The following is a 23,226-nucleotide window of genomic DNA, read 5'->3' as shown; positions in this document are numbered from 1 at the left end:
CAGGCATTATTTACCTACGCAGCGCCGGTTTCGTGGTATGCGCCCGGCGTGTTAGGTTCAATCCGTAGAAGGCGGCTCCGTCCGCCGTCGAGGAGGCGTTCATGTCGGCTACGATTTCGCGTCACCCGAGCGAGAGCGTCGCGAGCTTCGATCCCATCTGGTCGGCGATCCGCGCCGACGCCGAGGAGATCGTCCGCGCCGAGCCCGCTATGGCGAGTTTCGTCTATGCCACGATCCTCAGCCACGAGCGGCTCGAAGAAGCGGTCGCCTGCCGGATCTCGGAGCGGCTGCATCACCGGGACGTCTCCAGCGAGATCATCCGCCGCACGTTCATGGAGGCCTATGCGGGAGATCCCGCGATGGGCGAGGCGCTGCGCGTCGACATCGCCGCGGTCGTCGACCGTGATCCGGCCTGCAACCGCGCGATCGAGCCCGTGCTCTATTTCAAGGGCTTCCACGCCATCCAGACGCACCGTCTCGCGCATTGGCTCTGGTCAGTCGGCCGGCGCGACCTTGCCTATTATCTCCAGAGCCGCGCCTCGTCGGTGTTCCAGGTCGACATCAACCCGGCCGTGACCATGGGCAAGGGCATCTTCTTCGATCACGCCACTGACATCGTCATTGGCGAGACGGCGGTGATCGAGGACAATGTGTCGATCCTCCAGGGCGTAACGCTCGGTGGAACCGGCAAGGAAGTCGGCAATCGTCACCCGAAGGTGCGCCACGGCGTCCTGATCGGTGCGGGGGCCAAGATCCTCGGCAATATCGAGATCGGCAATTGCTCGCGCGTCGCCGCAGGTTCGGTCGTGCTGCATGCGGTTCCGCCGAACACCACCGTTGCCGGCGTGCCTGCCAAGGTGGTCGGCAGCGCGCCCTGCGCCGAACCGTCACGCGCGATGGACCAGATGCTGGCAGGCTCCGCCTGACGGCGCCCTTCGCTTCCAGGCCGTGATCGGGTACAAGCTGCGGCGCAAGGGTGCCGCCGCTGATCGAGGCCGCCCATTTCCCCCGCTAAGGAGAGAGAATTGGATCGCAAAGAGATCCAGAAGCTCGAGAGCTTCTTTCGTCGCCGCTTCGCCATGAAGGACATCACCGTGCGCCAGCGTCCGCGCAAGGACGATTCGGCGGAAGTGTATTTCGGTGAGGAATTCGTCGGCGTCGTCTTCCGCGACGATGAGGAGGGCGAGCTCTCCTACAACTTCACCATGGCGATCCTCGACATCGATCTCGAGGACCTCTGATCTGTCCCGAAACGGGACGGATCGCGCTATCTGTGCCTTAACGGCTCAGTAACCATGAGATCCGGGCCGGTGCTTCCGTGCTGGTCCGCCGTCTCCCCGGTTCGCGGCAAAGCGGCACGCCGCTTGCCAGTCCCGCGCTGATGCGCGGCAATCGTCCCGCGCAGACGCAGCGGGGCGCGCGTGCAGCGATTCTGGCTTGAAATCATGATCATCGGCTATGCCAGCGCGACGGGCTTCGTCGCCGCCGGCATCGCCTCGAGCTTCTATGAGCTGGTGGCGGCGGAAAAGCTGCGCTTCCGCCTGATCGGCGACTCGTTTTTCGCCTGGATCCTCAGCATCGTCTTCCTGGGCGTCAGCGGGCCCTATATCGTGGGCCGGCAGGCTGTCCGCGCCGGCGTTGGTGAAAGCCGGTCGTCGGGAAGGGTGATCGGCAGCCTGCTGATCTGCGCGGTCTGGAGCGTCTGCTCCGGCCTCGTCGTGCTCGGCATCGCGCTCGAACTGCGCGATCGCCTGATGTGAGGAAAGCCGAATGCCGGTTCACACGCTGGGCGGGATTGGTCCGCAACTGCCACCCGAGAGACGCTACTGGATCGCGCCGGATGCACGCGTCATCGGCAAGGTGACGCTTGGCGAGGACGCCGGCATCTGGTTCGGCGCGGTGCTGCGCGGTGACAATGAGCGCATCACGGTCGGCGCCCGCAGCAACATCCAGGAACATTGCGTCCTGCACACGGACATGGGCTTCCCGCTCGATATCGGGGAGGGCTGTACCATCGGCCATCGCGCCGTGCTGCATGGCTGCACGATCGGCGAGAATTCGCTGGTCGGGATGGGGGCGATCATCCTCAACGGCGCCCGGATCGGCCGCAACTGCTTGGTCGCTGCCGGAGCGCTGGTGGCGGAGGGGCGTGAGATCCCCGACGGTTCGCTGGTTGTCGGCGTGCCGGGAAAGGCGATCCGCAGCCTCGACGAGGCGTCGATCGAGAAGCTCCGGCGTTCGGCCGAGAATTACGTGGCCAACTGGAAACGCTTCGCCGCCGGGCTCGATCGCTGAACCGTAGGGCAGGGCCGGCGTTCGACGCGCGGCCCCAGCCCGATCAGCGCTTGGCGATACTGCCGACCAGCGGTGCCCTGCCGTCGTCGATAGAGACCCAGCGGCCGCTATCCGTGTCGGACTGGCGCTTCACGAACTGGTAGTCCGTGTGGCTCCAGAGAAGGATCTTGCCTTCGAGATTGTCGAGCACCAGGTCGCCGCGATCGGTGCGGACGGTCAGGATCGCATGGCCATCGCCATTGGTCTGGCGCACGACCGTGATCAGCAGCGAGCCGGCCGGCCAGCCACGCTCCATCAGCTCGCGGCGCTTCAGCAGGACATAGTCCTCGCAATCGCCCTTGCCGGCGTCCGGATAGGCCCAGTACTCGTCCTTGCCGTAGATGTCCTTGTCGGTATCCGGCTGGATCGCGGTGTTGACGTTGTCGTTGATGGCGATCAGCAGGTTCCAGCGCTCGGGGGTCAGGTGGACGGGCTGGTCGCTCGCCGTACGCTCGCGGCACTCGGCCGGCATGCGGCTGCAAAGGTCGTGATGGCCGATCGGCTGGGTCGTCGGTCCGACCACATGCATGAAGGGCGACATCACCTCAGCATTGGCCGCCGGGACGGCAAGACCGATGACTGCAAGAAGAGCTGTGATCTGAACAACGAAGCGTACGCAGAACATTACCGCCGTCCCCACTGTGCCTTGGATACACTGGCGCACAGGCTTTTCGTCTGATCTAAGTCTTGTGATCGAATTCGAATTGACTTCGTCTCGAATTCGATTTGACTTTTATGCTTGTTGTTAACTTCTTGTTAAGAATATGCGGGCGGGGAGAAGCGCGCAACCTTAAGCTTCTATTAAGGTTAACGGGCGTCAACGATTAGAGGAGGCTGTTCGGGCGGGTGGGGACGGGCTTGTCGTCGCCGCTGACGGCACGCCGTTGCTGAGTGGCGCGCCCGTTGCGCGGGCTCGTTCAGCGCTTCGCGGAGCCGCGGCGACGCCGTCGCTCGGCCAGGTCGCGTCGCTTCACTCGGACAGGCAGCCGCCTCGTTCGGGAATGATCGGGGTGGCGCGGGGAGGGGGCTAGAAGTGTCCGGCCAGGGTCTCTTCGGACTGGACCGTCACGAAGGATATGGCGAGCCCGCCGGCGAAATGGCGGGCGACGCGCGCCGCGATGTCGCCGAGGCGGACGGGCGTGCCGATCGCGGGCTCTGCATCGAGCGCGAGCGCCGCGCCGGCCAGCGACAGGTCGAGGATGCGGCAGCGAAGCGCTTCGCCGTCCGGGAGCGTGAGATAGGAGAACGGATTGTGCGGCACGACGCGCCCGTGGCGGCGCATCTCGTCGCCATCATCGGAATCATGGTCGGCTAGCCAGTCGAGCGTGGCGGCGAGGCGGTCGCGTTTTCGCAGGGTGGCGGCGATCGCGATGGTGAAGCCGTGCTCGGTCGCCCGAACGAGGGCGCCTTCGATGCGTCCGATGTGATCGATATAGGCGATGACATGCTCGCCGGGGAGGCCGGCGACCGGGGCGGCGAGCGATGCGCCGTCGGCCGAGATGTCAATGGTCCGGCAGGCGAATTCGCGCCGGCTCTCCAGCATGTAGCGCCCGGCGAGCGACAGGCGATGGCGGCGGTATCGCCTGCGATCATAGTTCGCGAGGAGCGGCCGATGCGTCGAACTCGACATGCGATTTCCGGGGCGAGCGCTGCTGCCGGAAATCTAGGGGTTCCGCGTTAACGAAGGGTGCGGATCGGGATGCTGCGGGCGCGTTCAGCCGCGCCCGCCGTCCAGCACCACCAGATGGCCGTGGCGGCGGCCGGAGGCCAGCACGGGCGGCGGCATCGGCGTGGGAGCGGGCTCCGGCCGGGCCAGACCGCGCCCAAAATCCGGACGCTCGTCAGGCCAGATCAGGCGAAGGCTCGTCACGCTCTGCCGGATGATCGGGTGCAGGCCGAGCCAATAAGGCCGCTCGATCGCCACCATGAGCCCGAGCACGCGGTCATAGATGCGGCCGCCGCGCGAGAGCGGCAGCAGGATCATCTCGGCGGGAACGGATTGGCCGCGCTCATTGAAGCTCTCGACGCCGATGACCGCCCCGGCGGCGTCGAAGGCGATGGCGGCGAGCAGCGTGGAGAGCGCCGCCATGTCGCTCTCGCTCCAGAGCCCCAGGAAGCTCCGGCCCTTGAGTTCCCGTCCATAGAGCGCGCAGAGGCGCGTCCCGGCCAGACGGAAGGGAATATGGGCGGCTGGCGGAGCGTTCTCCAGAATGAATGTGTCGCCCAGCACCTCGCGTATGTCAGCCGGCTCGATCGCGCCGCGCAGCGGCGCTGCGGAATCGCCCCGCAGATCGGACCAGTAGGCGTGGAGGTGCCGGGTATGCCGGTGCTTCATGCTCGCGCTTTGCTTCTCGAATCGCTCGTGTCCCGTGCCGGCAGGGTCGATCGGTCGCCGCCTGTGCGGCAATGGTACAGATCGGTTCCTCTCCGTTAAGGTAAACAACTCGTTTGCAGGGTCTGTGCCAGTTTTGTCGATGTTTCCCGGCATATGCATCGACCAGGTGTTGCCCTGTTGCACGCTGCGGTGCTGCGTGCCAATTTCTCTCCCGGTTCACGTCCGTTCTGTGCCGGGGGGCTGGACGGGACGCGAACCGGCCGTCCGTGCGCGCCTTCGTGGCTGCGCCGGACGGCCGTCTCACAATGGAACAGCCGCGATCGCGCTGCGCCCACTCAATCGGTCGACATGGATCAGAGAAGCGATCAGACGGCACGCGAACCCGTCTTCAATCTGCCGCCTGTCATGGTTGCGAGCCTCGCCGTGCTGGTCGCGATCCATGCCATCCGCGTCTTCCTGCTGACGTCCGATCAGGACGCCTATGTCATCGCCACCTTCGCCTTTATCCCGATCCGCATCACCGGGCTCGAGAATCTCGGCTTCGCCTGGCCGGGCGGGGTGGCGGGGGATGTCTGGACCTTCCTGACCTATGCGCTCTTGCATGGCGACTGGCTGCACCTTCTGAACAACGCGTTCTGGATGACCGCCTTCGGATCGCCGCTCGCCTGGCGGTTCGGGACCTGGCGCTTCCTCGGGCTCTCCGCAGTGGGCGCCATCGCAGGGGCGGCGGCGCATCTGGCGCTTTCGCCCTATGGGGCTTCGCCGCTCGTCGGTGCCTCCGCGGCGATCTCGGCGCAGATGGCGGCGGTGGCGCGCTTCGCCTTCGCCCCCGGCGGCCGTCTCAGCGGCCGGCGGATCGGGCCGGCGGCGGATTTCGCCCCCGCTTTGACGATCGGCGAGATGCTGCGGGATCGCCGCGCCATGTCGTTCCTGGCCGTCTGGTTCGTGCTCAACCTCGTCTTCGGGCTGATCTTCACGCCGCCCGGCGTCCAGTCGAGCCAGATCGCCTGGGAATCCCACATCGGCGGGTTCGTCGTCGGTCTGCTGTTCTTCCCGATCTTCGACCCGGTCTTCAGCCGCCGCTGACGCGCGCTGCCGGCCTTGCGCCAAGGCGTGGCGTGCCACGGCGAGCCTTGCCAAGCCTCGCCCGCGAGACCATCATCAATCTGTGTCCGCCGGCGTCGTGCCGCGGACTGCCGAGGGGTCCGAACCGGTCCGAAGCAAGAAGAGAACGGCCAGCCTCTCGCCAACAGGGAGTGAAGCCATGACCGTTGCTGCTATCCTCTCCGGCAAGGGCCGGGGAGTGACGACCGCCGCGATTGACACCACCATCCGTGAGGCCGTGCATATTCTCGCCGAGCGCCGCATTGGCGCGCTGGTCGTCGTGGACGCCAGCCGGCGCATCATCGGGATCGTCTCCGAACGGGACATTGTCCGCGCCCTGGATCGTTTCGGGACAGAGGCGCTCGACGGCCAGGTCGCCTCGATCATGACAGCGCGGGTTGTCACCTGCAGCGATACCGACACCATCAACCATGTGATGGAGCGGATGACGGAGGGGCGGTTCCGTCACCTGCCGGTCGTCGAGGAGGGACGCCTCGCCGGGATCGTATCGATCGGCGACGTCGTCAAGGCGCGGATCCAGCAGGTCGAGCGCGAGGCGGAGGAGATGCGCGCCTATATCGCCATGGCCTGAAGATCCGCCCCTGAGGATCAGCCCTTGTAGACGGCCTTGGGATCGAAGAGCGGCTCGTCGCCGGTGAATTCCAGCACCGGCCCGGTGGCGTCCGCGCCGGCCGTCACGCGGCGATAGAAGCAGCCCTTGCGGCCGGTATGGCAATTCGCGCCGGTGCCGGCCGTGCGGACGCGGAGCAGCACGGCGTCCTGGTCGCAATCGATCCGGATGTCCGTCACGGTCTGGACATGGCCGCTCGTCGCGCCCTTGTGCCAGAGTTCCTGGCGCGACCGGCTCCAGTACCAGCCTTCGCGCGTCGCGATGGTGCGGGAAAGCGCCTCGGCATTCATCCAGGCGACCATGACGACGTCGCCGCTTTCGTCGTCCACGACGACCGCGGCGATCAGACCGTCCGCGCCGAAGTGCGGCGTCAGGGCGAGGCCCTCCTCGACGGCTTCGTGGCTTCCGGGCGGGGCGAACAGCGGCGTGTCGGTCATGTGCGCTCCTCCAGTTCGACGCCGAGGCCGGCGAGGGCTTTCCAATAGCCGGGATAGGTCTTGCCGACGCAATCGGGGTCCAGGATCGTGATGCCCGCGATCTTCAGCCCGGCGAGCGCGAAGCTCATCGCGATGCGGTGGTCGGAATAGGTCTCGATCTCGGTCGGCAGCGTCTGGCCCGCGAGCGCCGGGTCGGACGAGACGATGAGATCGTCGCCTTCCTCGTGCGCGAGACCCGGCCGGATGCGCGCGAGCTCGGTCGAGAGCGCGCGGACGCGGTCGCATTCCTTGACGCGCAGATTGGCGATGCCGACGAAGCGGACCGGCGTCTCGTTGAACGCCGCGAGCACGGCGATCGTCGGGATCGCGTCCTGCATCTGCGAACCGTCGATCACGGCGGGCAGGTGAGGGAACTGCGCGATGACGGCCTGCGCCTTCGCGTCCGGCTGCGTGAAATCCTCCGGCGCGACGCCGAGATCGATCCGTCCGCCCGTCAGCACCTCGGCGGCCCAAAGATAGGTCGCCGCCGATGCGTCGGGCTCGACGTAGAAATCGGTCGCGACATAACCCGTCGGCTCGATCCGCCACGTCGCCTCGTCGAGCTTCTCCACGCGCGCGCCGAACGCCTTCATCGCGGCAACGGTCAGGTCGACATAGCCGCGTGCGCCGATTTCCGTTCCGGTCAGCGCCACTTCGACCGGACCCGTGCCGCATGCGGCCGCCATCAGCAGCGCCGAGACATATTGGCTCGAGAGCCCGCCATCGATCTCGATCCGGCCGGCGCCGAAGCGGCCGGTGCCGCGGACCGTGACCGGCGGACAGCCGTTGGTGTCCGAAATGGCGATGCCGACAGAACGCAGCGCCGTGACCAGAGGCCCGATCGGGCGCTTGCGCATATGTTCATCGCCATCGGCGATGACTTCGCCCTCGACGAGGGCAAGAGCTGCCGTCAGGAAGCGCATGGCCGTGCCGGCATTGCCGAGATAGAGCGGCTTGCCCGGTGCCTTCAGCGTTCCGGTGCTGGTGACGGTGAAGCTGGTCTCGTCGGGCTCTTCGATGCCGACGCCCATGTCGCGCAGCGCGGCGGCCATGAGCTTTGTGTCGAGGCTCTTCAGCGCGCCGGTGATGCGGCTCGTGCCCTTGGCGAGCGCGGCGAGCAGCAGGACGCGATTGGTGATCGATTTCGATCCCGGCGGCGTCACGCGGCCGATGAGCGGGGCCCGCGTCGGGGTGATCGTGATCGCCTTCGCGCGATCCATGACCGTGGTCATGCTGGCTCCATGCGTTTCCGGTCGGCGCGCTTCGGCTCTCCCGGCCATCCTCTTTTGCCAGAGCGGACTAGACCCTTGCGCCGTCCGAGACAAGCGCCGAGCCGCTACCGGCGCATCTCAGCGCCCGTTCACCATCGACAGAAAGCGCGCGCGCTCCGCCGCATCGGTCTTGAAGCGGCCGAGGAAACTGGTAGTGACGGTCGAGACGCCCTGCTTCTGCGCGCCGCGCATCGAGACGCAATGATGCTCCGCCTCCAGCATCACCGCGACGCCGAACGGCTTGAGCCCGTCGTCGATCGCCGCCGCGATCTCCGCGGTCAGCCGCTCCTGCATCTGTAGCCGCCGGGCGAACAGCTCGACGACGCGGGCGAGCTTGGAGAGGCCGACGACACCGCCATCCGGAAAATAGGCGATATGCGCCTTGCCGATGAACGGCACCATGTGGTGCTCGCAATGGGAGAAGAAGGGGATGTCGCGCAGCAGCACCATGTCGTCATAGCCGCCGGCCTCGTCGAAGACGCGGTCCAGCGTCTCGGCCGCATCCTGCTCATAGCCGCAATAGAACTCGCGAAACGCCTTCACGACGCGCTCCGGCGTCTCGATCAGGCCCTCGCGCGCGGGATCGTCGCCGGCCCAGGCGATGAGCGTGCGGACGGCGGCCTCGGCTTCGGCCTGGCTCGGCCGACCAATGACGTCGTCCGTTCCGGCGGTCTCGATCTTCGCATCCATTGTCCGCACTCCATCAGGACGCCGAGAAGGGGCGCCGTGCTATCATCTGGTCCAGGCCGCGTGAAGCTCCTATATGGTTCCGGCGGAGCCGCTTTCCATGATCGACGACATCTACAGCAGCCGGATCCTCGAATTCGCCGGCAATATCCCCCGCATCGGGCGGCTCGCCGATCCGGATGCGAGCGCCAAGGCGCATTCGCGGCTCTGTGGCTCGACCGTCATCGTGGATCTCAAGATGGCGGACGGGCGCGTCGCGGATTTCGCGCATGACGTGAAGGCCTGCGCGCTCGGCCAGGCCTCGTCGTCGATCATGGCGCGCAGCGTGGTCGGCGCCACGGCGGAGGAGCTTAAGGCGCTCCGCGAGACGATGATCCGCATGCTCAAGGAGAACGGCCCGCCACCGGAGGGACGCTTCGCAGATCTGCGCTTCCTCGAGCCCGTGCGCGACTACAAGGCCCGCCACGCCTCGACGCTGCTGACCTTCGACGCCGTCGTCGACGCGATCGGCCAGATCGAAGCGCGCGCAGCGGCGTTGGCGCCATAGGGGGAGGGAAGCTTGGGCTTCGACCATATCGGCTTTACGGTCCCGAACTTCCTGAAGAGCCGCGACTTCTACGTCTCCGCTCTGGCGCCGCTCGAGATCGGGATCGTGCATGAGGGCGCGGATCGGGCGGCTTTCGGCGAGAACGGCCGGGTCCTGCTGTGGATCGGCAGCGGCCCGTCGCTCCAGGCGTCCATACACCTTGCCTTTGCCGCGCGCGACAAGGCCGCCGTCGCCGCCTTTCATGCCGCCGCGACCGAAGCCGGCGGGCGCGACAATGGCGCGCCGGGTTATCGGCCGCAGTATCATCCGGGCTATTATGCCGCCTTCGTGCTCGACCCGGATGGACACAATATCGAGGCGGTCTTTCACGAGCGCGTCTGACCGTCGGGCCGGCGGAACTCCCGCAGGAGGACCACACCATCTGCTACGCCTGCATGCCCGAGGGGGACGAGCCCGGAACGCGGCGCGAGCGCGCGCCCGTGGAGGGTGGCGCCGGCTTCGGCGCATGGCCCCGCACGCTCGGCATCGGGCTGATCCGCGGCTACAAGCTCTTGATCTCGCCGCTGCTCGGGCCTTCCTGCCGGTACCTGCCGACATGCTCGAGCTATGGCGAGGAAGCGATCACGCGGCATGGTCTCTGGGCCGGTGGCTGGATGACGCTCGCCCGCTTCCAGCGCTGCGGCCCGTTCGGCGCCTCGGGCTATGATCCCGTGCCGGCGGCGCTTCCCGAGCGGGCGAGCTGGTATCTGCCCTGGCGCTATGGGCGCTGGACGGGCAGGCACATTGATCCGGCGACGCGGCTCGACTAGGTGCGTCGTCCGGTCTCACGCTGAAACGTGTCGGCCGTCACATCCCTCTGCATCCCTTTCGCCGCGTCCACGTTGTGGAGCCGTGCAGGGCTTCGCGCGCAGAGGAAGACATGATGGGCACCGTTCAGAGCTACGCACTGATCCTTATCGGCGGTCTGGCCGTCGCGATGGCGCTCGGCCTCGGATTGCACCTCCGCCGCTGCGCGCCCTATCGCAAGCTTCCGTCGCGTCGCTGAGCCGACATCATTTGCCGTTACCTGGCGCATGACCTAGCAAGGGGCGCCGGGGCAACGGAGATGGTGTGCATGATCGACAGACGGCAGTTTTCCAGGCGCTTCATGCTGGCGGCGGCGTCAGCCGCGATCGGCGGTGCCGGCTTCGCCCGCGCGGCACTGGCATCGGAGCGTTTCGTTGCCACGGTGCTGGTCGATGTCGAGAGCGCCGCGACGATCCTCCGCGAAGGGCCGGCCGAGCGTCGTTTCTCGCCCTGTTCCACCTTCAAGCTGCCGCTGGCGGTGATGGGCTTCGATTCCGGCATTCTGATCGATCCGCACCATCCGCTTTGGGATTATCGCCCGGAATTCCAGACAACCATGGACTCGCAGAAGAAGCCGGCCGATCCGACGATCTGGCTTGCCGACTCGATCGTCTGGTATTCGCAGGAGCTGACCCGCAAGCTCGGCGCGGCGCGTTTTCGCGACTACGTCACCGCTTTCGGCTATGGCAATGAGGATGTCTCGGGCAATCCCGGCAAGAATGACGGGCTGACCCAGTCCTGGCTGATGTCGTCGCTCAAGATCTCGCCGGACGAGCAGGTCGCCTTCGTGCGTCGCTTCCTCGGCCGCAAGCTCGACGTTTCCGATCATGCCTATGGCGCGACGGAGGCCAGTCTGGCGCAGTATCCGGCCGAGGGCGGCTGGACGCTGCATGGCAAGACGGGCAGCGGTTTCGTCCGCTCCGCGAACGGCACCACCGATCGCAGCAGGCCGCTCGGCTGGTTTGTCGGCTGGGGTGAGAAGGGCGGCCGCAGGATCGCGTTCGCGCGTTTCAATCAAGGCAATGTCCGCTCCAAGATCTTTGGCGGCATGATCGCCCGCGACGCGATGGTGAAGGATTTCGCGAAGCTCGCCGGGAGTTGAACGGGCTTGAAGCGAGACTGGCGGCGATCGGCCGCGACCTTGCCGCCGGTCGGGCTTCTCGGCAACCCTCCGGCTTGAATGGCGGGCTGCCATCGTATAGCCGTCTCGCGCTGGCCTTTTCGGCCGGCGGGGCGGGCCCGGTTCCCGCTTCTCTTTCAGCCCAACCGCTTACCCGCGCTCGTCTGCGGGAGTGAGCAGGAGAGACACATGATCCATCTGACCTTCCCCGACGGCTCCGTGCGTGATTTCCACGAGGGCATCACCGGCCGCGAGATCGCCGAGGGCATCTCGAAGTCGCTGGCCAAGAAGTCCGTGGCGCTGGCCTTTGACGGCACGCTGGCCGACCTTTCCGACCCGATCACCCGTGACGGCTCGATCGAGATCGTGACGCGCGAGGATCCGCGCGCGCTCGAACTGATCCGCCACGACGCCGCCCATGTGATGGCCGAAGCCGTGCAGGAACTCTATCCCGGCACGCAGGTCACCATTGGCCCGGTGATCGAGAACGGCTTCTATTACGACTTCTACCGTGCCGAGCCCTTCACCACCGAGGATCTGCCGAAGATCGAGGCGAAGATGCGCGAGATCATCGCGCGCAACGCCCACTTCACCAAGGAGATCTGGACGCGCGACGAGGCGAAGCAGGTCTTCGCGGCCAAGGGCGAAGCGTTCAAGGTCGAGCTCGTCGATGCGATCCCGGAAGACCAGACCATCCGCATCTACAAGCAAGGTCAGTGGTTCGATCTCTGCCGCGGTCCGCACATGGCTTCGACGGGCCAGATCGGCTCAGCCTTCAAGCTGATGAAGGTGGCCGGCGCCTATTGGCGCGGTGACAGCAACAACCCGATGCTGACCCGCATCTACGGTACCGCCTGGCACGACCAGGTCCAGCTCGACGCCTATCTCCACATGCTGGAGGAGGCGGAGAAGCGCGACCACCGCAAGCTAGGCCGCGAGATGGACCTCTATCACTTCCAGGAGGAGGGCCCCGGCGTCGTGTTCTGGCACGCCAAGGGCTGGTCCATGTTCCAGGAACTGATCGCCTATATGCGGCGGCGCCTGCGTCCGCTCGGCTATCAGGAGGTGAACGCGCCGCAGCTGCTCGACAAGTCGCTGTGGGAGACCTCGGGCCATTGGGGCTGGTACAAGGAGAACATGTTCGCGGCGCAGTCGGCCGGCGACGATACCGAGGACGAGCGCGTCTTCGCGATCAAGCCGATGAACTGCCCCGGCCATGTGCAGATCTTCAAGCACGGGCTCAAGTCCTATCGCGATCTGCCGCTGCGTCTCGCCGAGTTCGGCGCGGTGCATCGCTATGAGCCCTCGGGCGCGCTGCACGGTCTTATGCGCGTGCGCGGCTTCACGCAGGACGATGCGCACATCTTCTGCACCGAAGAGCAGATGGCGGCCGAGTGCCTGAAGATCAACGACCTGATCCTGTCGACCTATGCCGATTTCGGCTTCGGCGAGGTGGTCGTGAAGCTCTCGACCCGGCCTGAGAAGCGCGTCGGCTCCGATGCCGTCTGGGATCACGCCGAAGAGGTGATGATGCGCGTGCTCGAGACGATCGAGGCGCAGTCGGGCGGCAAGATCAAGACCGGCATCCTGCCGGGCGAGGGCGCGTTCTACGGGCCGAAGTTCGAATATACGCTGCGTGACGCGATCGGCCGTGAATGGCAGTGCGGCACCACGCAGGTCGACTTCAACCTGCCGGAGCGCTTCGGCGCGTTCTATGTCGATTCAGACGGCGAGAAGAAGACGCCGGTGATGATCCATCGCGCCATTTGCGGCTCGATGGAGCGTTTCCTCGGCATCCTGATCGAGCACTTTGCCGGTCACTTCCCGCTCTGGTTTGCGCCGACCCAGGTCGTCGTCGCGACCATCACCTCGGAGGCGGATGCCTATGCCGAGGAGGTGGTGGCGAAGCTCCGCAAGGCCGGGCTCCGGGCCGAGATCGATCTTCGCAACGAGAAGATCAACTACAAGGTCCGCGAGCATTCCGTCGCCAAGGTGCCGGTCATGCTCGTCTGCGGCAAGCGCGAGGCGGAAGAGGGCACGGTCAATATCCGTCGCCTCGGTTCGCGCGATCAGGTCTCTGGAAGCCTTGCCGACACGATCGCGGCGCTGCTCGACGAGGCGACGCCGCCTGACGTAAAGCAGGCCGCTGCCACCTGAGCGAAACCAAAGGTCCGGGCGCCATGGCGCCCGGATCCTTCGGCGCCCGGGTCCCTGCGCCGTCGCTATTGCGCCATGACCTCGACGTCGCGATCGGCGCCTGACTCCACCGTGAAGCTCTTCTCGTAGATCTTGTTGTCGTGCTTCGCGACGGCGGTGTAGTCGCCGATCGCCAGCACGACCTCCGGGAAGGCGCCGACGCTGTCGAAAACGCTGTCGCCGCCCGGCGTCACCACCGACCATGACGTGTTGGCGAGCGCCTCGCCGCCGGATTCTGCGACCAGCTTCAGCGTGATATGGGCGGCCTTCTGGAACAGCGTCGCCTCGGTGAGCTTGCCGGCTTCGACGCGGATATCCGCGCGCACCGACGCATTGGCGTCGCCATAGCGGCTGACCACGTGATAGGTGCCGGCGGCGAGCCGCACCGTCTGCTCGGGGGCGACGTCGCTCACCAGCGGATCGGTCTCGGCGTCCTGGCCGTCAGTGCCGCGATAGATGTCGAACACCACCTGATTCGGGTTGAGCTTGCGGTCCTTGCCGACCTCTGCCGTCAGCTTGAGCGCGCCGGCATTCAGCACGATCGTGTCGGAACTCGCCGACTTGTCGACGCGGATCTGCTTCGAGATTCCGGCACGCCCATAGGCCACGTGGACGATATAGGTGCCCGGCTTCAGCGCCAGATGCACCGTGCCGCCCTTCGCTTCGCGCACCAGCGGCAGCTTGCCGTCGCGGCCGGGCTTGTCGGCGAAGACGCGCCAGGTGATGCCGGCTCGCAGCGGTTCGCCCTTGTCCGTCAGCTTGGCCGCGAGCGTGAGATTGGGCGGCGGTTCCTTCGGCGCTGCGGATCGGCCCGCGGCTTCGCCCGGCTGCGCCGGCTTCAGGAGCGCGGCCGGGTCGAGGGTCTGGGGAAGGATGGGCGCGAGCGGCATCGGATCGGCCGCGGCGGCGCCGTCCGGAATGTCGGCGGGCGGCGTCGGCGGAGCCTCCTGCGCGAGAGCGGAGGAGAGGATCATCATTGCGAAAACGGCCGCCATCGGCAGCAGGCCGCGGCGCAGGTGCACCGGTTTCATGACGGCGTGCGACTCCCGGTCGACTTGAAATCAGACCCTCTTTAGAGCCCGAGGAGGGTGGCGAATTCAAGGCCCATCGGCAATCGCGGCATCGCGCGGGCGACGCCGCGGGGTTGCGCTGGCGGCAAAATCGTCCGATCTCTTGCCTAGCCAATCGGTCGCTGCGGCCGAGCGCCACCTTCCTTGTCTCCATCCCGCAAAGATCCGATGACCGATACGCTTACGCTTCTGAAGACGCGCCGCTCCATTCCCTCGTCCAACATCGTCGAGCCCGGCCCGACCGATGCCCAGATCGAGGACCTCCTCACCATCGCTTCGCGCGTGCCCGATCACGGCAAGCTCGCGCCCTGGCGCTTCATCCTGTTTCGCGGCGAGGCTCGCGCGGCGGCCGGCGAGGCCACGGCCGCGCTGTTCGCCCGCAAGCGCCCGGATGCTGATCCCAAGGCCATCGACTTCGAGCGCACGCGTTTCACGCGCTCGCCGCTCGTCGTCGCCGTCGTCAGCCGTGCGGCGCCGCATGTGAAGATCCCGGAATGGGAGCAGCTGATGTCCGCCGGCGCCGCCGCGATGAACCTCGTCGTTGCCGCCAACGCCATGGGCTTCGTCGCGCAATGGCTGACCGAATGGGTGACCTATGACGAGGAGGCCCGCGCACTCCTGGGGTTGAAGCCCGAAGAGCGGCTGGTCGGGCTCGTCTATATCGGCACGCCCAACACGGCGCCCTTCGAGCGTCCGCGCCCGGCGCTGGCCGACATCGTGACCGACTGGACGCCGCCTGCAGCCTGAACAGGATGCGGCGCCATTATGGTTAGCCGATCCTTAACGTCTTGAGGTGCAGTCTTCGGCATCCGCAGCTACCGGATCGCCGAAGGATCGATGATCGTCCGCCAGTTCCTCGAATGGATGGAAACCGCGCCCGCCGAACGCCGTGCGGACGCGGCGCATGCCATGGCGCGCGCCTTCCTGCATTCGAAGGTCGACGACACGGCCCGGCGCGGCATGGAAGCCGCGCTGACCGTACTGCTCGATGACCCTTCACTCGCCGTGCGCTATGCGCTGGCCGATGTGTTCGCCGCCGAGCCGCGTGCGCCGCGGCACATCGTGCTGACGCTCGCGGCCGACCAGTTCGAGATCGCGGGCCTCATCCTCTCCTGTTCGCCGCTGTTCATCGATGCCGAATTGGTGGACATCGCCGCCGCCGTCGACGGGCCACGCCAGGCGGCGATCGCCTCGCGCCTGCCGGTCTCGACCTCGCTCGCGGCCGCCCTCGCCGAAGTCGGCGATGCGGAGGCCTGCCGTGCGCTGCTGGACAATCCCGATGCGACGATCGCTGCGATCAGCCTCGTTCGTCTCGCCGAACGCCATGGCGAGGACGCGTCGATCCGTGACCGTCTGCTGACGCGACGCGACCTGCCGGTCGATTGCCGCCAGCGTCTCATTCGCGGGCTCGGCGACCGGCTCGGCGCACTGATCGCGGAGCGGCAATGGATCGCGCCCGATCGCGTGCAGCGCGTGACGCGGGAAGCCTGCGAGCGCGCCACCATCTCGATCGCGGCGGAAACGGCGGCGGAAGATCTGGCGGCGCTGGCCGAGCATCTGCGCATTACCGGCCAGCTGACGACGGCGCTGCTGCTGCGCGCGGTCTGCGCCGGCAATATTCCCTTTCTCGGCGCGGCGCTGGCGGTCCTCGCCCGCATGCCCGAACGGCGCGTCGCCGCCGTACTGCGCGCCGATCGCGCGGCGGCACTCAAGGCCGTGCTCGGGCGCGCTGGAATCCCGGCGTCGGCCTTCGGCGCCTTCATCGCGGCGGTCGAGGTCGTGCAGGACGCCGCGATGGCTCCGACGCCGCCCGGCCGGCTGGATCTCGCGCGGCGCACGGTTGAGGCGGTTCTCGCCCGCTATGTCGAGATGACGGCCGGCGAATCGAACGAACTCGCGGCGATGCTGCGCCGCTTCGCCGCCGACGAGGCGCGCATCGAGGCGCGTTCTCTTGCCCTGAGCTATCGCTCGGCGGCCTAAAGCCTTCTCAATATCGGAATTGTTCGGCGAGGATCCGGTCGTCCCAGCTATGGCCGGGATCGAACAGGATGAGGCTCTGCACGCGCCGATCCTGCTTCACCGAGATCGAGAGCACGGATTTGACCTCGGTGTGATCAGCGACGGCGTTCACCGGCCGCTTCTCGGGTTCCAGCACCTCGAAGCTCAGCGTGACGCGGTCCGGGACGAGCGCGCCGCGCCAGAGGCGGGGGCGGAAGGCGCTGATCGGCGTCAGCGCCAGAAGCGGTGCCTGGATCGGCAGGATCGGGCCATGCGCCGAGAGATTATAGGCCGTCGAACCCGCGGGTGTCGCGACGAGCACGCCGTCGCCGGTCAGCTCCTCGAGCCGCGTCTGCCCGTCGATCGAGATCTTGATCTTGGCCGTCTGGTAGGACTGGCGGAACAGCGAGACTTCATTGATCGCATAGGCGCGATGCTCATTGCCGGCGACATCGAAGGCGTCCATCCGCAGCGGATGGATGGTGGAGCGGATGGCTGCGGCGAGGCGGGATGTCAGCTCGTCCTCGCGGAACTCGTTCATGAGGAAGCCGACCGAGCCGCGGTTCATGCCGTAGATGGGCCGCCCCGAATTCATGAAGCGGTGCAGCGTCTGCAGCATGAAGCCATCGCCGCCGAGCGCGACGATGACATCGGCATTTTCGGGGTCGACGCAGCCATAGCGCGCGCCGAGCCGCTCGGCCGCGAGCTGCGCCTCGGGGGCGCTGCTCGCGATGAAGGCAATCGCGCCCTCGAAATCTGCTGCGGCCGTCATTCCAGTCCCCCGTAGCGGTGCCCCGCCGTTCGCCCGAGCGGCGTATCACGCCGCCGGAGCCATTCCAACCTGGGTGCCCGTTAAGCGATCGTCGTGCTGATCGCGCCGATACCCTCGATCTTCGCGGTTACCGTGTCGCCGCGCACGAGGCCGCCGACGCCCGCCGGCGTGCCGGTGAAGATCACGTCGCCCGGCGCCAGCACGAACCAGCGCGACAAATGGGCGATGATGTCCGCGACGCCCCAGATCATCTGCGCTATGTCGCCGTCCTGCCGGATCGCGCCGCCGACCTCGGCGGTGATGCGGCCGGCGGCCGGGTGGCCGATGCGGCTTGCGGGAACGATGGCGCCGATCGGCGCCGATGCGGCGAAGGCCTTGGCCGTCGCCCAGGGCCGCGCCAGCTTCTTCGCTTCCGCCTGAACGTCGCGCCGCGTCAGATCGAGCCCGACGGCATAGCCGAAGACATGGTCGAGCGCCGTGGCGGGGTCGATGTCGCTGCCGCCCTTGTCGAGCGCGACGACCAGTTCGACCTCGTGATGCAGATCGCTGGTCAGGGGCGGATAGGGGACGGGCGTGCCGGGCAGGACAAGATCATCGGGGTTCTTCAGGAAGAAGAAGGGCGGGTCCCGGTCGGGATCATGCCCCATCTCGCGCGCATGGGCCGCATAGTTCCGCCCGACGCAATAGACCCGGTGCACCGGGAAGCGGAGGTCCATGCCCTCGATCGGCAGGGTGGTGGGCGGGGCGGGCGGGAAGAGACAGGCTTGGTCTGACATGATGGCTCTTTGAGGCTGCGCGGGCCACCATTCCCGAAGCGCGCGGCCCTTGCAAGGCGGCGCGCTGCGGGCGCGACGCCGCGGCGGTTGACGGCATCGCCGCAGCAGCCTAGGGAACGGCCTGCCGGGCGGCGCCCCGGCACCTCTCCACAGTCTCGCGAAGTTGAAAATGCCGGCAGAACCCGCCCGTTTCGTCCTGACCCTTTCCTGCGGCGATCGCCGCGGCATCGTCGCGGCTGTCGCCAATTCGATCGCGTCGCAGGATTGCAACATCGTCGAGAGCGCCCAGTATGGCGATCCCGACAGCGGCCGCTTCTTCATGCGCGTGTCCTTCGCCGCGCCGCAGACCGTGACGCGCGAGAGCTTCGAGCGCGGCTTCCTCCCCGTCGCCACGGGCTATGATTTCAAGTGGCAGCTGCACGACCTCGCGGTGAAGCCGCGCGTCATGATCCTCGTCTCCAAGATGGGGCACTGCCTGAACGATCTGCTCTATCGCAATTCGATCGGGCAGTTGCGCATGGAGCTCGTCTCCGTCGTTTCCAACCATGAGACGATGCGCCGACGTGTCGAGGGCGAGGGGCTGCCCTACCACTATCTGCCGCTCGAGCCGGCCGGCAAGGAGGCGCAGGAGGCGGCGCTGCTGGCGCTGATCGAGAAGGAGAAGGTCGATCTCGTCGTGCTCGCCCGCTACATGCAGGTGCTCTCGCCGGAGCTCTCCGCGCGGCTCGCCGGACGGGTGATCAACATCCACCATTCCTTCCTGCCGAGCTTCAAGGGCGCCAAGCCCTATCACCGCGCGCATGAGCGCGGCGTGAAGCTGATCGGCGCGACCGCGCATTACGTGACGGCGGATCTCGACGAGGGCCCGATCATCGAGCAGGACGTCGGACGGGTGGATCATGCGATGTCGGCCGAGGAGATGATCGCGATCGGCCGCGACATCGAGAATGCGGTGCTGGCACGGGCGATCAAGTTCCATCTCGAAAACCGGGTGCTGCTCAATGGCTCACGAACCGTCGTCTTCCGCTGACGCGTCGGCCCTCGTCCTCGACGGCAAGGCGGTCGCTGCCGAAGTCACCGCGCGCATCGCGGCCGAAGTCGAGCACCTTGTCGCGCGCGGCCATCGCGCGCCCGGCCTCGCCGTGATCCTCGTCGGCGAGGACCCGGCGAGCCAGGTCTATGTCGGCGCCAAGGGCCGCAAGGCCAAGGAACTCGGCTTCCATTCCGTTCAGTACACGCTGCCGATCGACACCGGGCAGGACGAATTGCTCGATCTCGTCGCGGCGCTGAATGCCGATGCCGCGATCGACGGCATCCTCGTGCAGATGCCGCTGCCGAAGCATCTCGATCCCATGGCGGTGATCGAGGCGATCGATCCGGCCAAGGATGTCGACGGCTTCCATCCGGTGAATGTCGGGCGACTCGCCATCGGCGAGCGCGACCGCGCGCTGATCTCCTGCACGCCCGCCGGCTGCCTGACGCTGATCCGCCGCGCCTTGCCGGGAGGTCTCGCCGGGCTCGATGCCCTCGTCATCGGCCGCTCCAACATCGTCGGCAAGCCGATGGCGCAATTGCTGCTGCAGGAAAGCTGCACGGTGACGATCGCCCATTCGCGCAGCCACGACCTGCCGGCGCTCGCCGCGCGGGCCGATATCCTCGTCGCCGCCGTCGGGCGCGCCGAGATGGTGCGCGGCGATTGGATCAAGCCGGGCGCCGTGGTGATCGACGTCGGCATGAACCGCATTCCGGCGCCCGAGCGCGGCGAAGGCAAGACGCGCCTCGTCGGAGACGTCGCCTATGCCGAGGCGGCGCAGCGCGCCCGCGCCATCACGCCTGTCCCCGGCGGCGTCGGCCCCATGACCATTGCCATGCTGATGGCGAATACGCTCACCATCGCCTGCCGTAGCGCCGGCGTCGAAGCCCCGGTCTTCTAGCTTCGCCGCTGAGACCATCCGCCACGTCGCGGTGCCGTTATCGCCGGCGCCGCCTTGCTCTACGCTTCTCAGGCTGCGGGCTTCCAATCGCCCGCGCCATCCCTTTCATCGGACGAGCCTCATGACGAACACGAGCGACGGCGCCGCGCGGGCGGTCTATATCGTCACGGACATCGAGGCCGACGGACCGGATCCGGGACCGAATTCGATGATCAGCCTCGCCTCCGTCGCGCGCGACGAGGAGGGCAGGGATCTCGGCACGTTCACGATCAATTTCGCCACGCTCGAGGGTGCCGCGCCCGATCCGGGCACGATGGACTGGTGGTCGGGTCATCCGTTCGAATGGCAGCAGGCGACGGAAGCGCCGGTCGAGCCCGGCGCAGCGATCCGGGCCTGGGCCGATTGGGCCCTCTCGCATGCCGGCACGCCGGTCTTCGTCTCGCATCCGGTCTCGTTCGACGGCGCCTGGATCGACTATTATCTGCAGCGCTTCATGGCACGCCGGCTCTTCATCCGCCCGCGCGATCCCGGCATCTTCCACGGCACCGGCATCGATATTCCTTCGATGGTGATGGCCGCGACCGGCTGGAGCTATCTCGACTGCAAGCGCGAGAAATATCCCCGCGAGTGGTTTGGCGGACACCAGCACACCCATCACGCGCTGCAGGACGTGCTCGGCTATGCCCATCTGTTCGGGCTGCTGCGCCGGGGCGAGATCCGCGCCGGCGTCACGCCGATCGCGGCCTGAGCTTTTCTTATCGCGACGACATGCGCGGGCGGCGCAGTGTCGCCACCCGGTAGGCGTCGACCAGCCAGCCCATGACGCGCGGCGAGATCATCTGGCTCAGGCGGGATTTCATCCCGACCTTGGCGAGCAGCAGGTACCATCGCGCGGATTTCCGCCGGCCCTGCGCGTCGAGGATGGCGCCGAATTCGCGCACGGTCTTCAGTTGAGTGGCCGAAGCTCCGGAGAGACCGGTATCGGCCGCGCGAACCGTGATGCGGTCGAGGAAGGCCACCTTGGAGCGCTGCATCGCCTTCAGGAACCAGTCGAAATCGCCGGCGATGCGATAGCGGCTGTCGAAGCCGCCTATGGTCTCGAAGAGCTCGCGGCGCGCCATCAGCCCGGTATGCGGGACCGACATGCCATAGGCCAGCGCGGCTTCGCTCTCGGCCCAGGGCCGTCCAATGGTCTCGGTCGTCCGTCCGTTGCGGCCGATCATGGCAACGCGGGTATAGACGAGGCCCGAGTCGGCGGCGAACTGCCCCAGTTCGTCCTCGGCCCAGGCGATCGTCTCGGGATCGGCCAGTTCGTCGTCGCAGCCGATGAACCAAATCCAGTCGCCGCGGACATGCGGCAGCGCCTTGTTCCAGGCATCATAGATGCCCTTGTCGGGAGCGCTCGCCCAATGGGTGACGACGTCGCTGCGGCGGGCGAGGATATCGACCGTGCCGTCCGTCGAGGCCCCGTCCATGACGATCACGTCGAGAGGCCGCCGGGTCTGGCTCGCGATGCTGTCGAGGCACGCGGCCAGCGTCGCCGCGCCGTTATAGGTCGCAATGATGATCGAGACGGTTGTCATGATCCCAACCCGATGCCGGGCAATTGACGGAGCCAGAAATACGCGCAGAGGCCGATGATGATCATGGCCTGCGGAATGGCGGTGCGCCAGTCGAAGGCCAGCCGGCTCACGCCGAGCACATGCACGGATTTCGCGGAAACATACCAGAGCGGCAATCCGCCATAGCCGATCAGCATGGCGAGCGGCATCGCCAGGGCGCCGACCAGCGGCCAGAGTATCACGAAGGCGATGATCATGATCACGCCCGTGGCGCCGTTCACGATGTGCCAGATCACGTGATTGGTCAGCGTGTAGATCTGCATGTGCATCGAGCCGTAGCGCTCGGCAAAGAAGGCGAGGCCGAGCAGCGCCGAAAGCTCCGGCGGCGGCATCCGGACCTTGCTGCCGATCAGCGTCAGCACCTCCGGCACGATCACGACGAGGCCGATGACGCCGAGGGCCATGGTCCATAGCGCGAGGCGCATGCCGCGCATGGCGAGCATCTCGACCTCGGCATGGTTCCCCGCCGCGCGCGCCTTCGCCATGGCCGGGAGCTTCGTATAGAAGGGCGCCTGGGAGAGCTGGCTGCCGATCGTGATCAGCCGGAGCGCCAGCAGGAAGGCGGCCGCATCCGCCGCGCTGGCGAGCTGCGGCATGACGAGGCCGCTGCCCTGGATGATGCCGGTGCTGAACAGAATGCCGATGCCGCTGCGCCATGCCGCCGGCCAGACCGATTTGAAAACATGGCGGTCGAAGGGCTGGTGGGTCAGATCCTCGCCGCGTTCGATCCGGCGGACCAGCAGGATGTTGACCGTCAGCGCGACGAGTGCCCAGACCGAATAGCAGGCCGTGATCGCGATCAGATTGCCGCCGAGGAAGACGACGAGGCTGGTGGAGGCGAGCTGCAGCGCCGCGATCAGGCTTTCATAGCGGCGCATGGCCGCGATCTGCTCGAAGCCGATCAGGATGCTCGTATTCGAGATATTGAGCAGCGACAGCATGATCGACGCCGCTGTCAGCGCCCAGGCGATCCAGCCGGATGTTGGATCGGCGAGCCCGGCGATCGGCCGCATCAGCGAGAGCGTGCCGACGCCGATGATGATCACCAGCGCCGCAAAGACCAGCCAGTGATAGATGAACTTCTGCGTGCCGATGACGCGGGCAAGATCGAGCCGGCCCTGCTCCTGGCCCGTGCGGGCTTCCGGCACGCCGCCTCCGCCACGGGCGAAGGCGATCATGCGCGAGAAGGTCGGCGAAAAGCCGAAATCCAGCCACATCGACATCGTCGTGATGCTGGAGAACATCTGCCAGACCAGCACCTCGCTCACGCTGAGGCGGGTCAGCACCAGCGGCAGCAGCAACGCGAGCCCGCCGAGGCGGATGGCGAGCCCGAGCCACGTCATCAGCGTCGGCGAATTCCAGACCTTGGCGACGCGGCGCCGCAGATTGAGGGCCATGCTCTAAGCGGGGCTCGTCACGCGACTTTGTTGAAGTTAGCGAGGTCTGCGTGACCGAGGCCGAGCATGGCGAGTGCGATGTCGACGCTCATGCGGTTGACGCGCTGGAT

Annotated in this window: 28 protein-coding genes; 17 read left to right on the top strand and 11 right to left on the bottom strand. The window is 66.9% G+C overall.

What is annotated here, in order from left to right; translation table 11 throughout:
* Positions 1 to 101: 101 nt before the first annotated feature.
* The 4 genes from cysE (at position 102) to GGR25_RS18690 (ending at position 2,295) form a co-directional block, all read left to right on the top strand.
* Entirely contained in the window at positions 102 to 926 is an 825-nt protein-coding gene (gene cysE / locus GGR25_RS18705; RefSeq protein WP_183400394.1) for a serine O-acetyltransferase, read from the top strand.
* A gap of 99 nt (positions 927 to 1,025) precedes the next feature.
* Positions 1,026 to 1,241, top strand: coding sequence for a DUF3126 family protein (locus GGR25_RS18700; protein ID WP_183400393.1), 216 nt, complete (start codon positions 1,026 to 1,028; stop codon positions 1,239 to 1,241).
* 180 nt (positions 1,242 to 1,421) lie between these two features.
* Entirely contained in the window at positions 1,422 to 1,760 is a 339-nt protein-coding gene (locus tag GGR25_RS18695) for a DUF6949 family protein (protein WP_183400392.1), read from the top strand.
* Between the two features lie 10 nt (positions 1,761 to 1,770).
* Complete coding sequence (locus GGR25_RS18690) at positions 1,771 to 2,295, top strand: gamma carbonic anhydrase family protein (RefSeq protein WP_183400391.1); 525 nt, start codon at positions 1,771 to 1,773, stop codon at positions 2,293 to 2,295.
* A 43-nt stretch (positions 2,296 to 2,338) separates the two neighbouring features.
* On the opposite strand, the gene GGR25_RS18685 is transcribed toward GGR25_RS18690, so the two are convergent.
* The 3 genes from GGR25_RS18685 to GGR25_RS18675 all read right to left on the bottom strand — a co-directional run bounded on the left by GGR25_RS18685 (position 2,339) and on the right by GGR25_RS18675 (position 4,669).
* Positions 2,339 to 2,959, bottom strand: coding sequence for a transglutaminase-like cysteine peptidase (locus GGR25_RS18685; protein WP_246410035.1), 621 nt, complete (start codon positions 2,957 to 2,959; stop codon positions 2,339 to 2,341).
* Positions 2,960 to 3,361: 402 nt separating this feature from the next.
* Positions 3,362 to 3,964 (bottom strand): PilZ domain-containing protein, encoded by a 603-nt coding sequence (locus tag GGR25_RS18680; protein ID WP_183400390.1) that lies wholly within the window; start codon positions 3,962 to 3,964, stop codon positions 3,362 to 3,364.
* 84 nt (positions 3,965 to 4,048) lie between these two features.
* The gene (locus GGR25_RS18675; RefSeq protein WP_183400389.1) at positions 4,049 to 4,669 is read right to left on the bottom strand and encodes a PAS domain-containing protein; all 621 of its coding nucleotides are present in this window, start codon (positions 4,667 to 4,669) and stop codon (positions 4,049 to 4,051) included.
* Between the two features lie 348 nt (positions 4,670 to 5,017).
* Here GGR25_RS18675 and GGR25_RS18670 point away from each other — a divergent pair, with 348 nt between their 5' ends.
* A complete protein-coding gene (locus GGR25_RS18670; protein WP_183400388.1) occupies positions 5,018 to 5,755 on the top strand; it encodes a rhomboid family intramembrane serine protease in 738 nt (245 codons plus the stop codon).
* 178 nt (positions 5,756 to 5,933) lie between these two features.
* Positions 5,934 to 6,365 carry a CBS domain-containing protein gene (locus GGR25_RS18665; RefSeq protein ID WP_183400387.1) on the top strand — a complete coding sequence of 144 codons (432 nt, stop codon included), beginning with the start codon at positions 5,934 to 5,936 and terminating at the stop codon, positions 6,363 to 6,365.
* A gap of 17 nt (positions 6,366 to 6,382) precedes the next feature.
* On the opposite strand, the gene hisI is transcribed toward GGR25_RS18665, so the two are convergent.
* The 3 genes from hisI to folE form a co-directional block, all read right to left on the bottom strand.
* Positions 6,383 to 6,841 carry a phosphoribosyl-AMP cyclohydrolase gene (hisI, locus tag GGR25_RS18660; protein WP_183400386.1) on the bottom strand — a complete coding sequence of 153 codons (459 nt, stop codon included), beginning with the start codon at positions 6,839 to 6,841 and terminating at the stop codon, positions 6,383 to 6,385.
* Positions 6,838 to 8,100 carry a 3-phosphoshikimate 1-carboxyvinyltransferase gene (aroA, locus tag GGR25_RS18655; RefSeq protein ID WP_183400927.1) on the bottom strand — a complete coding sequence of 421 codons (1,263 nt, stop codon included), beginning with the start codon at positions 8,098 to 8,100 and terminating at the stop codon, positions 6,838 to 6,840. The genes hisI and aroA overlap by 4 nt, the downstream gene beginning before the upstream one ends.
* A gap of 129 nt (positions 8,101 to 8,229) precedes the next feature.
* Positions 8,230 to 8,841, bottom strand: a complete 612-nt coding sequence (folE, locus tag GGR25_RS18650) for a GTP cyclohydrolase I FolE (RefSeq protein ID WP_183400385.1) — start codon at positions 8,839 to 8,841, stop codon at positions 8,230 to 8,232.
* A gap of 97 nt (positions 8,842 to 8,938) precedes the next feature.
* Here folE and GGR25_RS18645 point away from each other — a divergent pair, with 97 nt between their 5' ends.
* The 6 genes from GGR25_RS18645 to thrS all read left to right on the top strand — a co-directional run bounded on the left by GGR25_RS18645 (position 8,939) and on the right by thrS (position 13,508).
* A complete protein-coding gene (locus GGR25_RS18645; RefSeq protein ID WP_183400384.1) occupies positions 8,939 to 9,385 on the top strand; it encodes an iron-sulfur cluster assembly scaffold protein in 447 nt (148 codons plus the stop codon).
* A gap of 12 nt (positions 9,386 to 9,397) precedes the next feature.
* Complete coding sequence (locus GGR25_RS18640) at positions 9,398 to 9,766, top strand: VOC family protein (protein WP_183400383.1); 369 nt, start codon at positions 9,398 to 9,400, stop codon at positions 9,764 to 9,766.
* 53 nt (positions 9,767 to 9,819) lie between these two features.
* Positions 9,820 to 10,194, top strand: a complete 375-nt coding sequence (yidD, locus tag GGR25_RS18635; RefSeq protein WP_183400382.1) for a membrane protein insertion efficiency factor YidD — start codon at positions 9,820 to 9,822, stop codon at positions 10,192 to 10,194.
* Positions 10,195 to 10,304: 110 nt separating this feature from the next.
* Entirely contained in the window at positions 10,305 to 10,430 is a 126-nt protein-coding gene (locus GGR25_RS24960) for a hypothetical protein (protein WP_281378648.1), read from the top strand.
* 69 nt (positions 10,431 to 10,499) lie between these two features.
* On the top strand, positions 10,500 to 11,333 hold the full coding sequence (gene blaOXA, locus GGR25_RS18630) for a class D beta-lactamase (protein ID WP_183400381.1): 834 nt from the start codon (positions 10,500 to 10,502) through the stop codon (positions 11,331 to 11,333).
* Between the two features lie 207 nt (positions 11,334 to 11,540).
* Complete coding sequence (gene thrS, locus GGR25_RS18625) at positions 11,541 to 13,508, top strand: threonine--tRNA ligase (protein ID WP_183400380.1); 1,968 nt, start codon at positions 11,541 to 11,543, stop codon at positions 13,506 to 13,508.
* 65 nt (positions 13,509 to 13,573) lie between these two features.
* Here thrS and GGR25_RS18620 read toward each other — a convergent pair whose 3' ends face one another.
* Positions 13,574 to 14,578: a hypothetical protein gene (locus tag GGR25_RS18620; RefSeq protein ID WP_183400379.1), complete on the bottom strand. Its 1,005-nt coding sequence runs from the start codon at positions 14,576 to 14,578 to the stop codon at positions 13,574 to 13,576.
* Positions 14,579 to 14,785: 207 nt separating this feature from the next.
* On the opposite strand from GGR25_RS18620, the gene GGR25_RS18615 reads away from it, so the two are divergent.
* A complete protein-coding gene (locus GGR25_RS18615; RefSeq protein WP_183400378.1) occupies positions 14,786 to 15,364 on the top strand; it encodes a nitroreductase family protein in 579 nt (192 codons plus the stop codon).
* A gap of 90 nt (positions 15,365 to 15,454) precedes the next feature.
* A complete protein-coding gene (locus GGR25_RS18610) occupies positions 15,455 to 16,597 on the top strand; it encodes a DUF2336 domain-containing protein (protein ID WP_183400377.1) in 1,143 nt (380 codons plus the stop codon).
* Positions 16,598 to 16,604: 7 nt separating this feature from the next.
* Here GGR25_RS18610 and GGR25_RS18605 read toward each other — a convergent pair whose 3' ends face one another.
* Both GGR25_RS18605 and GGR25_RS18600 read right to left on the bottom strand, forming a co-directional pair.
* Positions 16,605 to 17,387: an NAD kinase gene (locus GGR25_RS18605; RefSeq protein WP_183400376.1), complete on the bottom strand. Its 783-nt coding sequence runs from the start codon at positions 17,385 to 17,387 to the stop codon at positions 16,605 to 16,607.
* Positions 17,388 to 17,467: 80 nt separating this feature from the next.
* On the bottom strand, positions 17,468 to 18,163 hold the full coding sequence (locus GGR25_RS18600; protein WP_183400375.1) for a fumarylacetoacetate hydrolase family protein: 696 nt from the start codon (positions 18,161 to 18,163) through the stop codon (positions 17,468 to 17,470).
* A 169-nt stretch (positions 18,164 to 18,332) separates the two neighbouring features.
* Here GGR25_RS18600 and purU point away from each other — a divergent pair, with 169 nt between their 5' ends.
* The 3 genes from purU (at position 18,333) to GGR25_RS18585 (ending at position 20,845) form a co-directional block, all read left to right on the top strand.
* Positions 18,333 to 19,193 carry a formyltetrahydrofolate deformylase gene (gene purU / locus GGR25_RS18595; RefSeq protein ID WP_183400374.1) on the top strand — a complete coding sequence of 287 codons (861 nt, stop codon included), beginning with the start codon at positions 18,333 to 18,335 and terminating at the stop codon, positions 19,191 to 19,193.
* Entirely contained in the window at positions 19,165 to 20,097 is a 933-nt protein-coding gene (folD, locus tag GGR25_RS18590; RefSeq protein ID WP_183400373.1) for a bifunctional methylenetetrahydrofolate dehydrogenase/methenyltetrahydrofolate cyclohydrolase FolD, read from the top strand. Before purU ends, folD begins: the two co-directional genes overlap by 29 nt.
* Before the next feature lie 121 nt (positions 20,098 to 20,218).
* The gene (locus GGR25_RS18585; RefSeq protein ID WP_183400372.1) at positions 20,219 to 20,845 is read left to right on the top strand and encodes a 3'-5' exonuclease family protein; all 627 of its coding nucleotides are present in this window, start codon (positions 20,219 to 20,221) and stop codon (positions 20,843 to 20,845) included.
* Positions 20,846 to 20,852: 7 nt separating this feature from the next.
* Here GGR25_RS18585 and GGR25_RS18580 read toward each other — a convergent pair whose 3' ends face one another.
* Entirely contained in the window at positions 20,853 to 21,680 is an 828-nt protein-coding gene (locus GGR25_RS18580) for a glycosyltransferase family 2 protein (RefSeq protein WP_183400371.1), read from the bottom strand.
* Positions 21,677 to 23,116, bottom strand: coding sequence for a hypothetical protein (locus tag GGR25_RS18575; protein WP_183400370.1), 1,440 nt, complete (start codon positions 23,114 to 23,116; stop codon positions 21,677 to 21,679). The genes GGR25_RS18580 and GGR25_RS18575 overlap by 4 nt, the downstream gene beginning before the upstream one ends.
* Positions 23,117 to 23,226: the final 110 nt, after the last annotated feature.

This window comes from Kaistia hirudinis (assembly GCF_014196455.1).
In the GTDB taxonomy this organism is placed as follows: domain Bacteria; phylum Pseudomonadota; class Alphaproteobacteria; order Rhizobiales; family Kaistiaceae; genus Kaistia; species Kaistia hirudinis.
The sequence above is the reverse complement of the archived record's forward strand: the minus strand, read 5'-3'. Positions and strand labels throughout refer to the sequence as shown.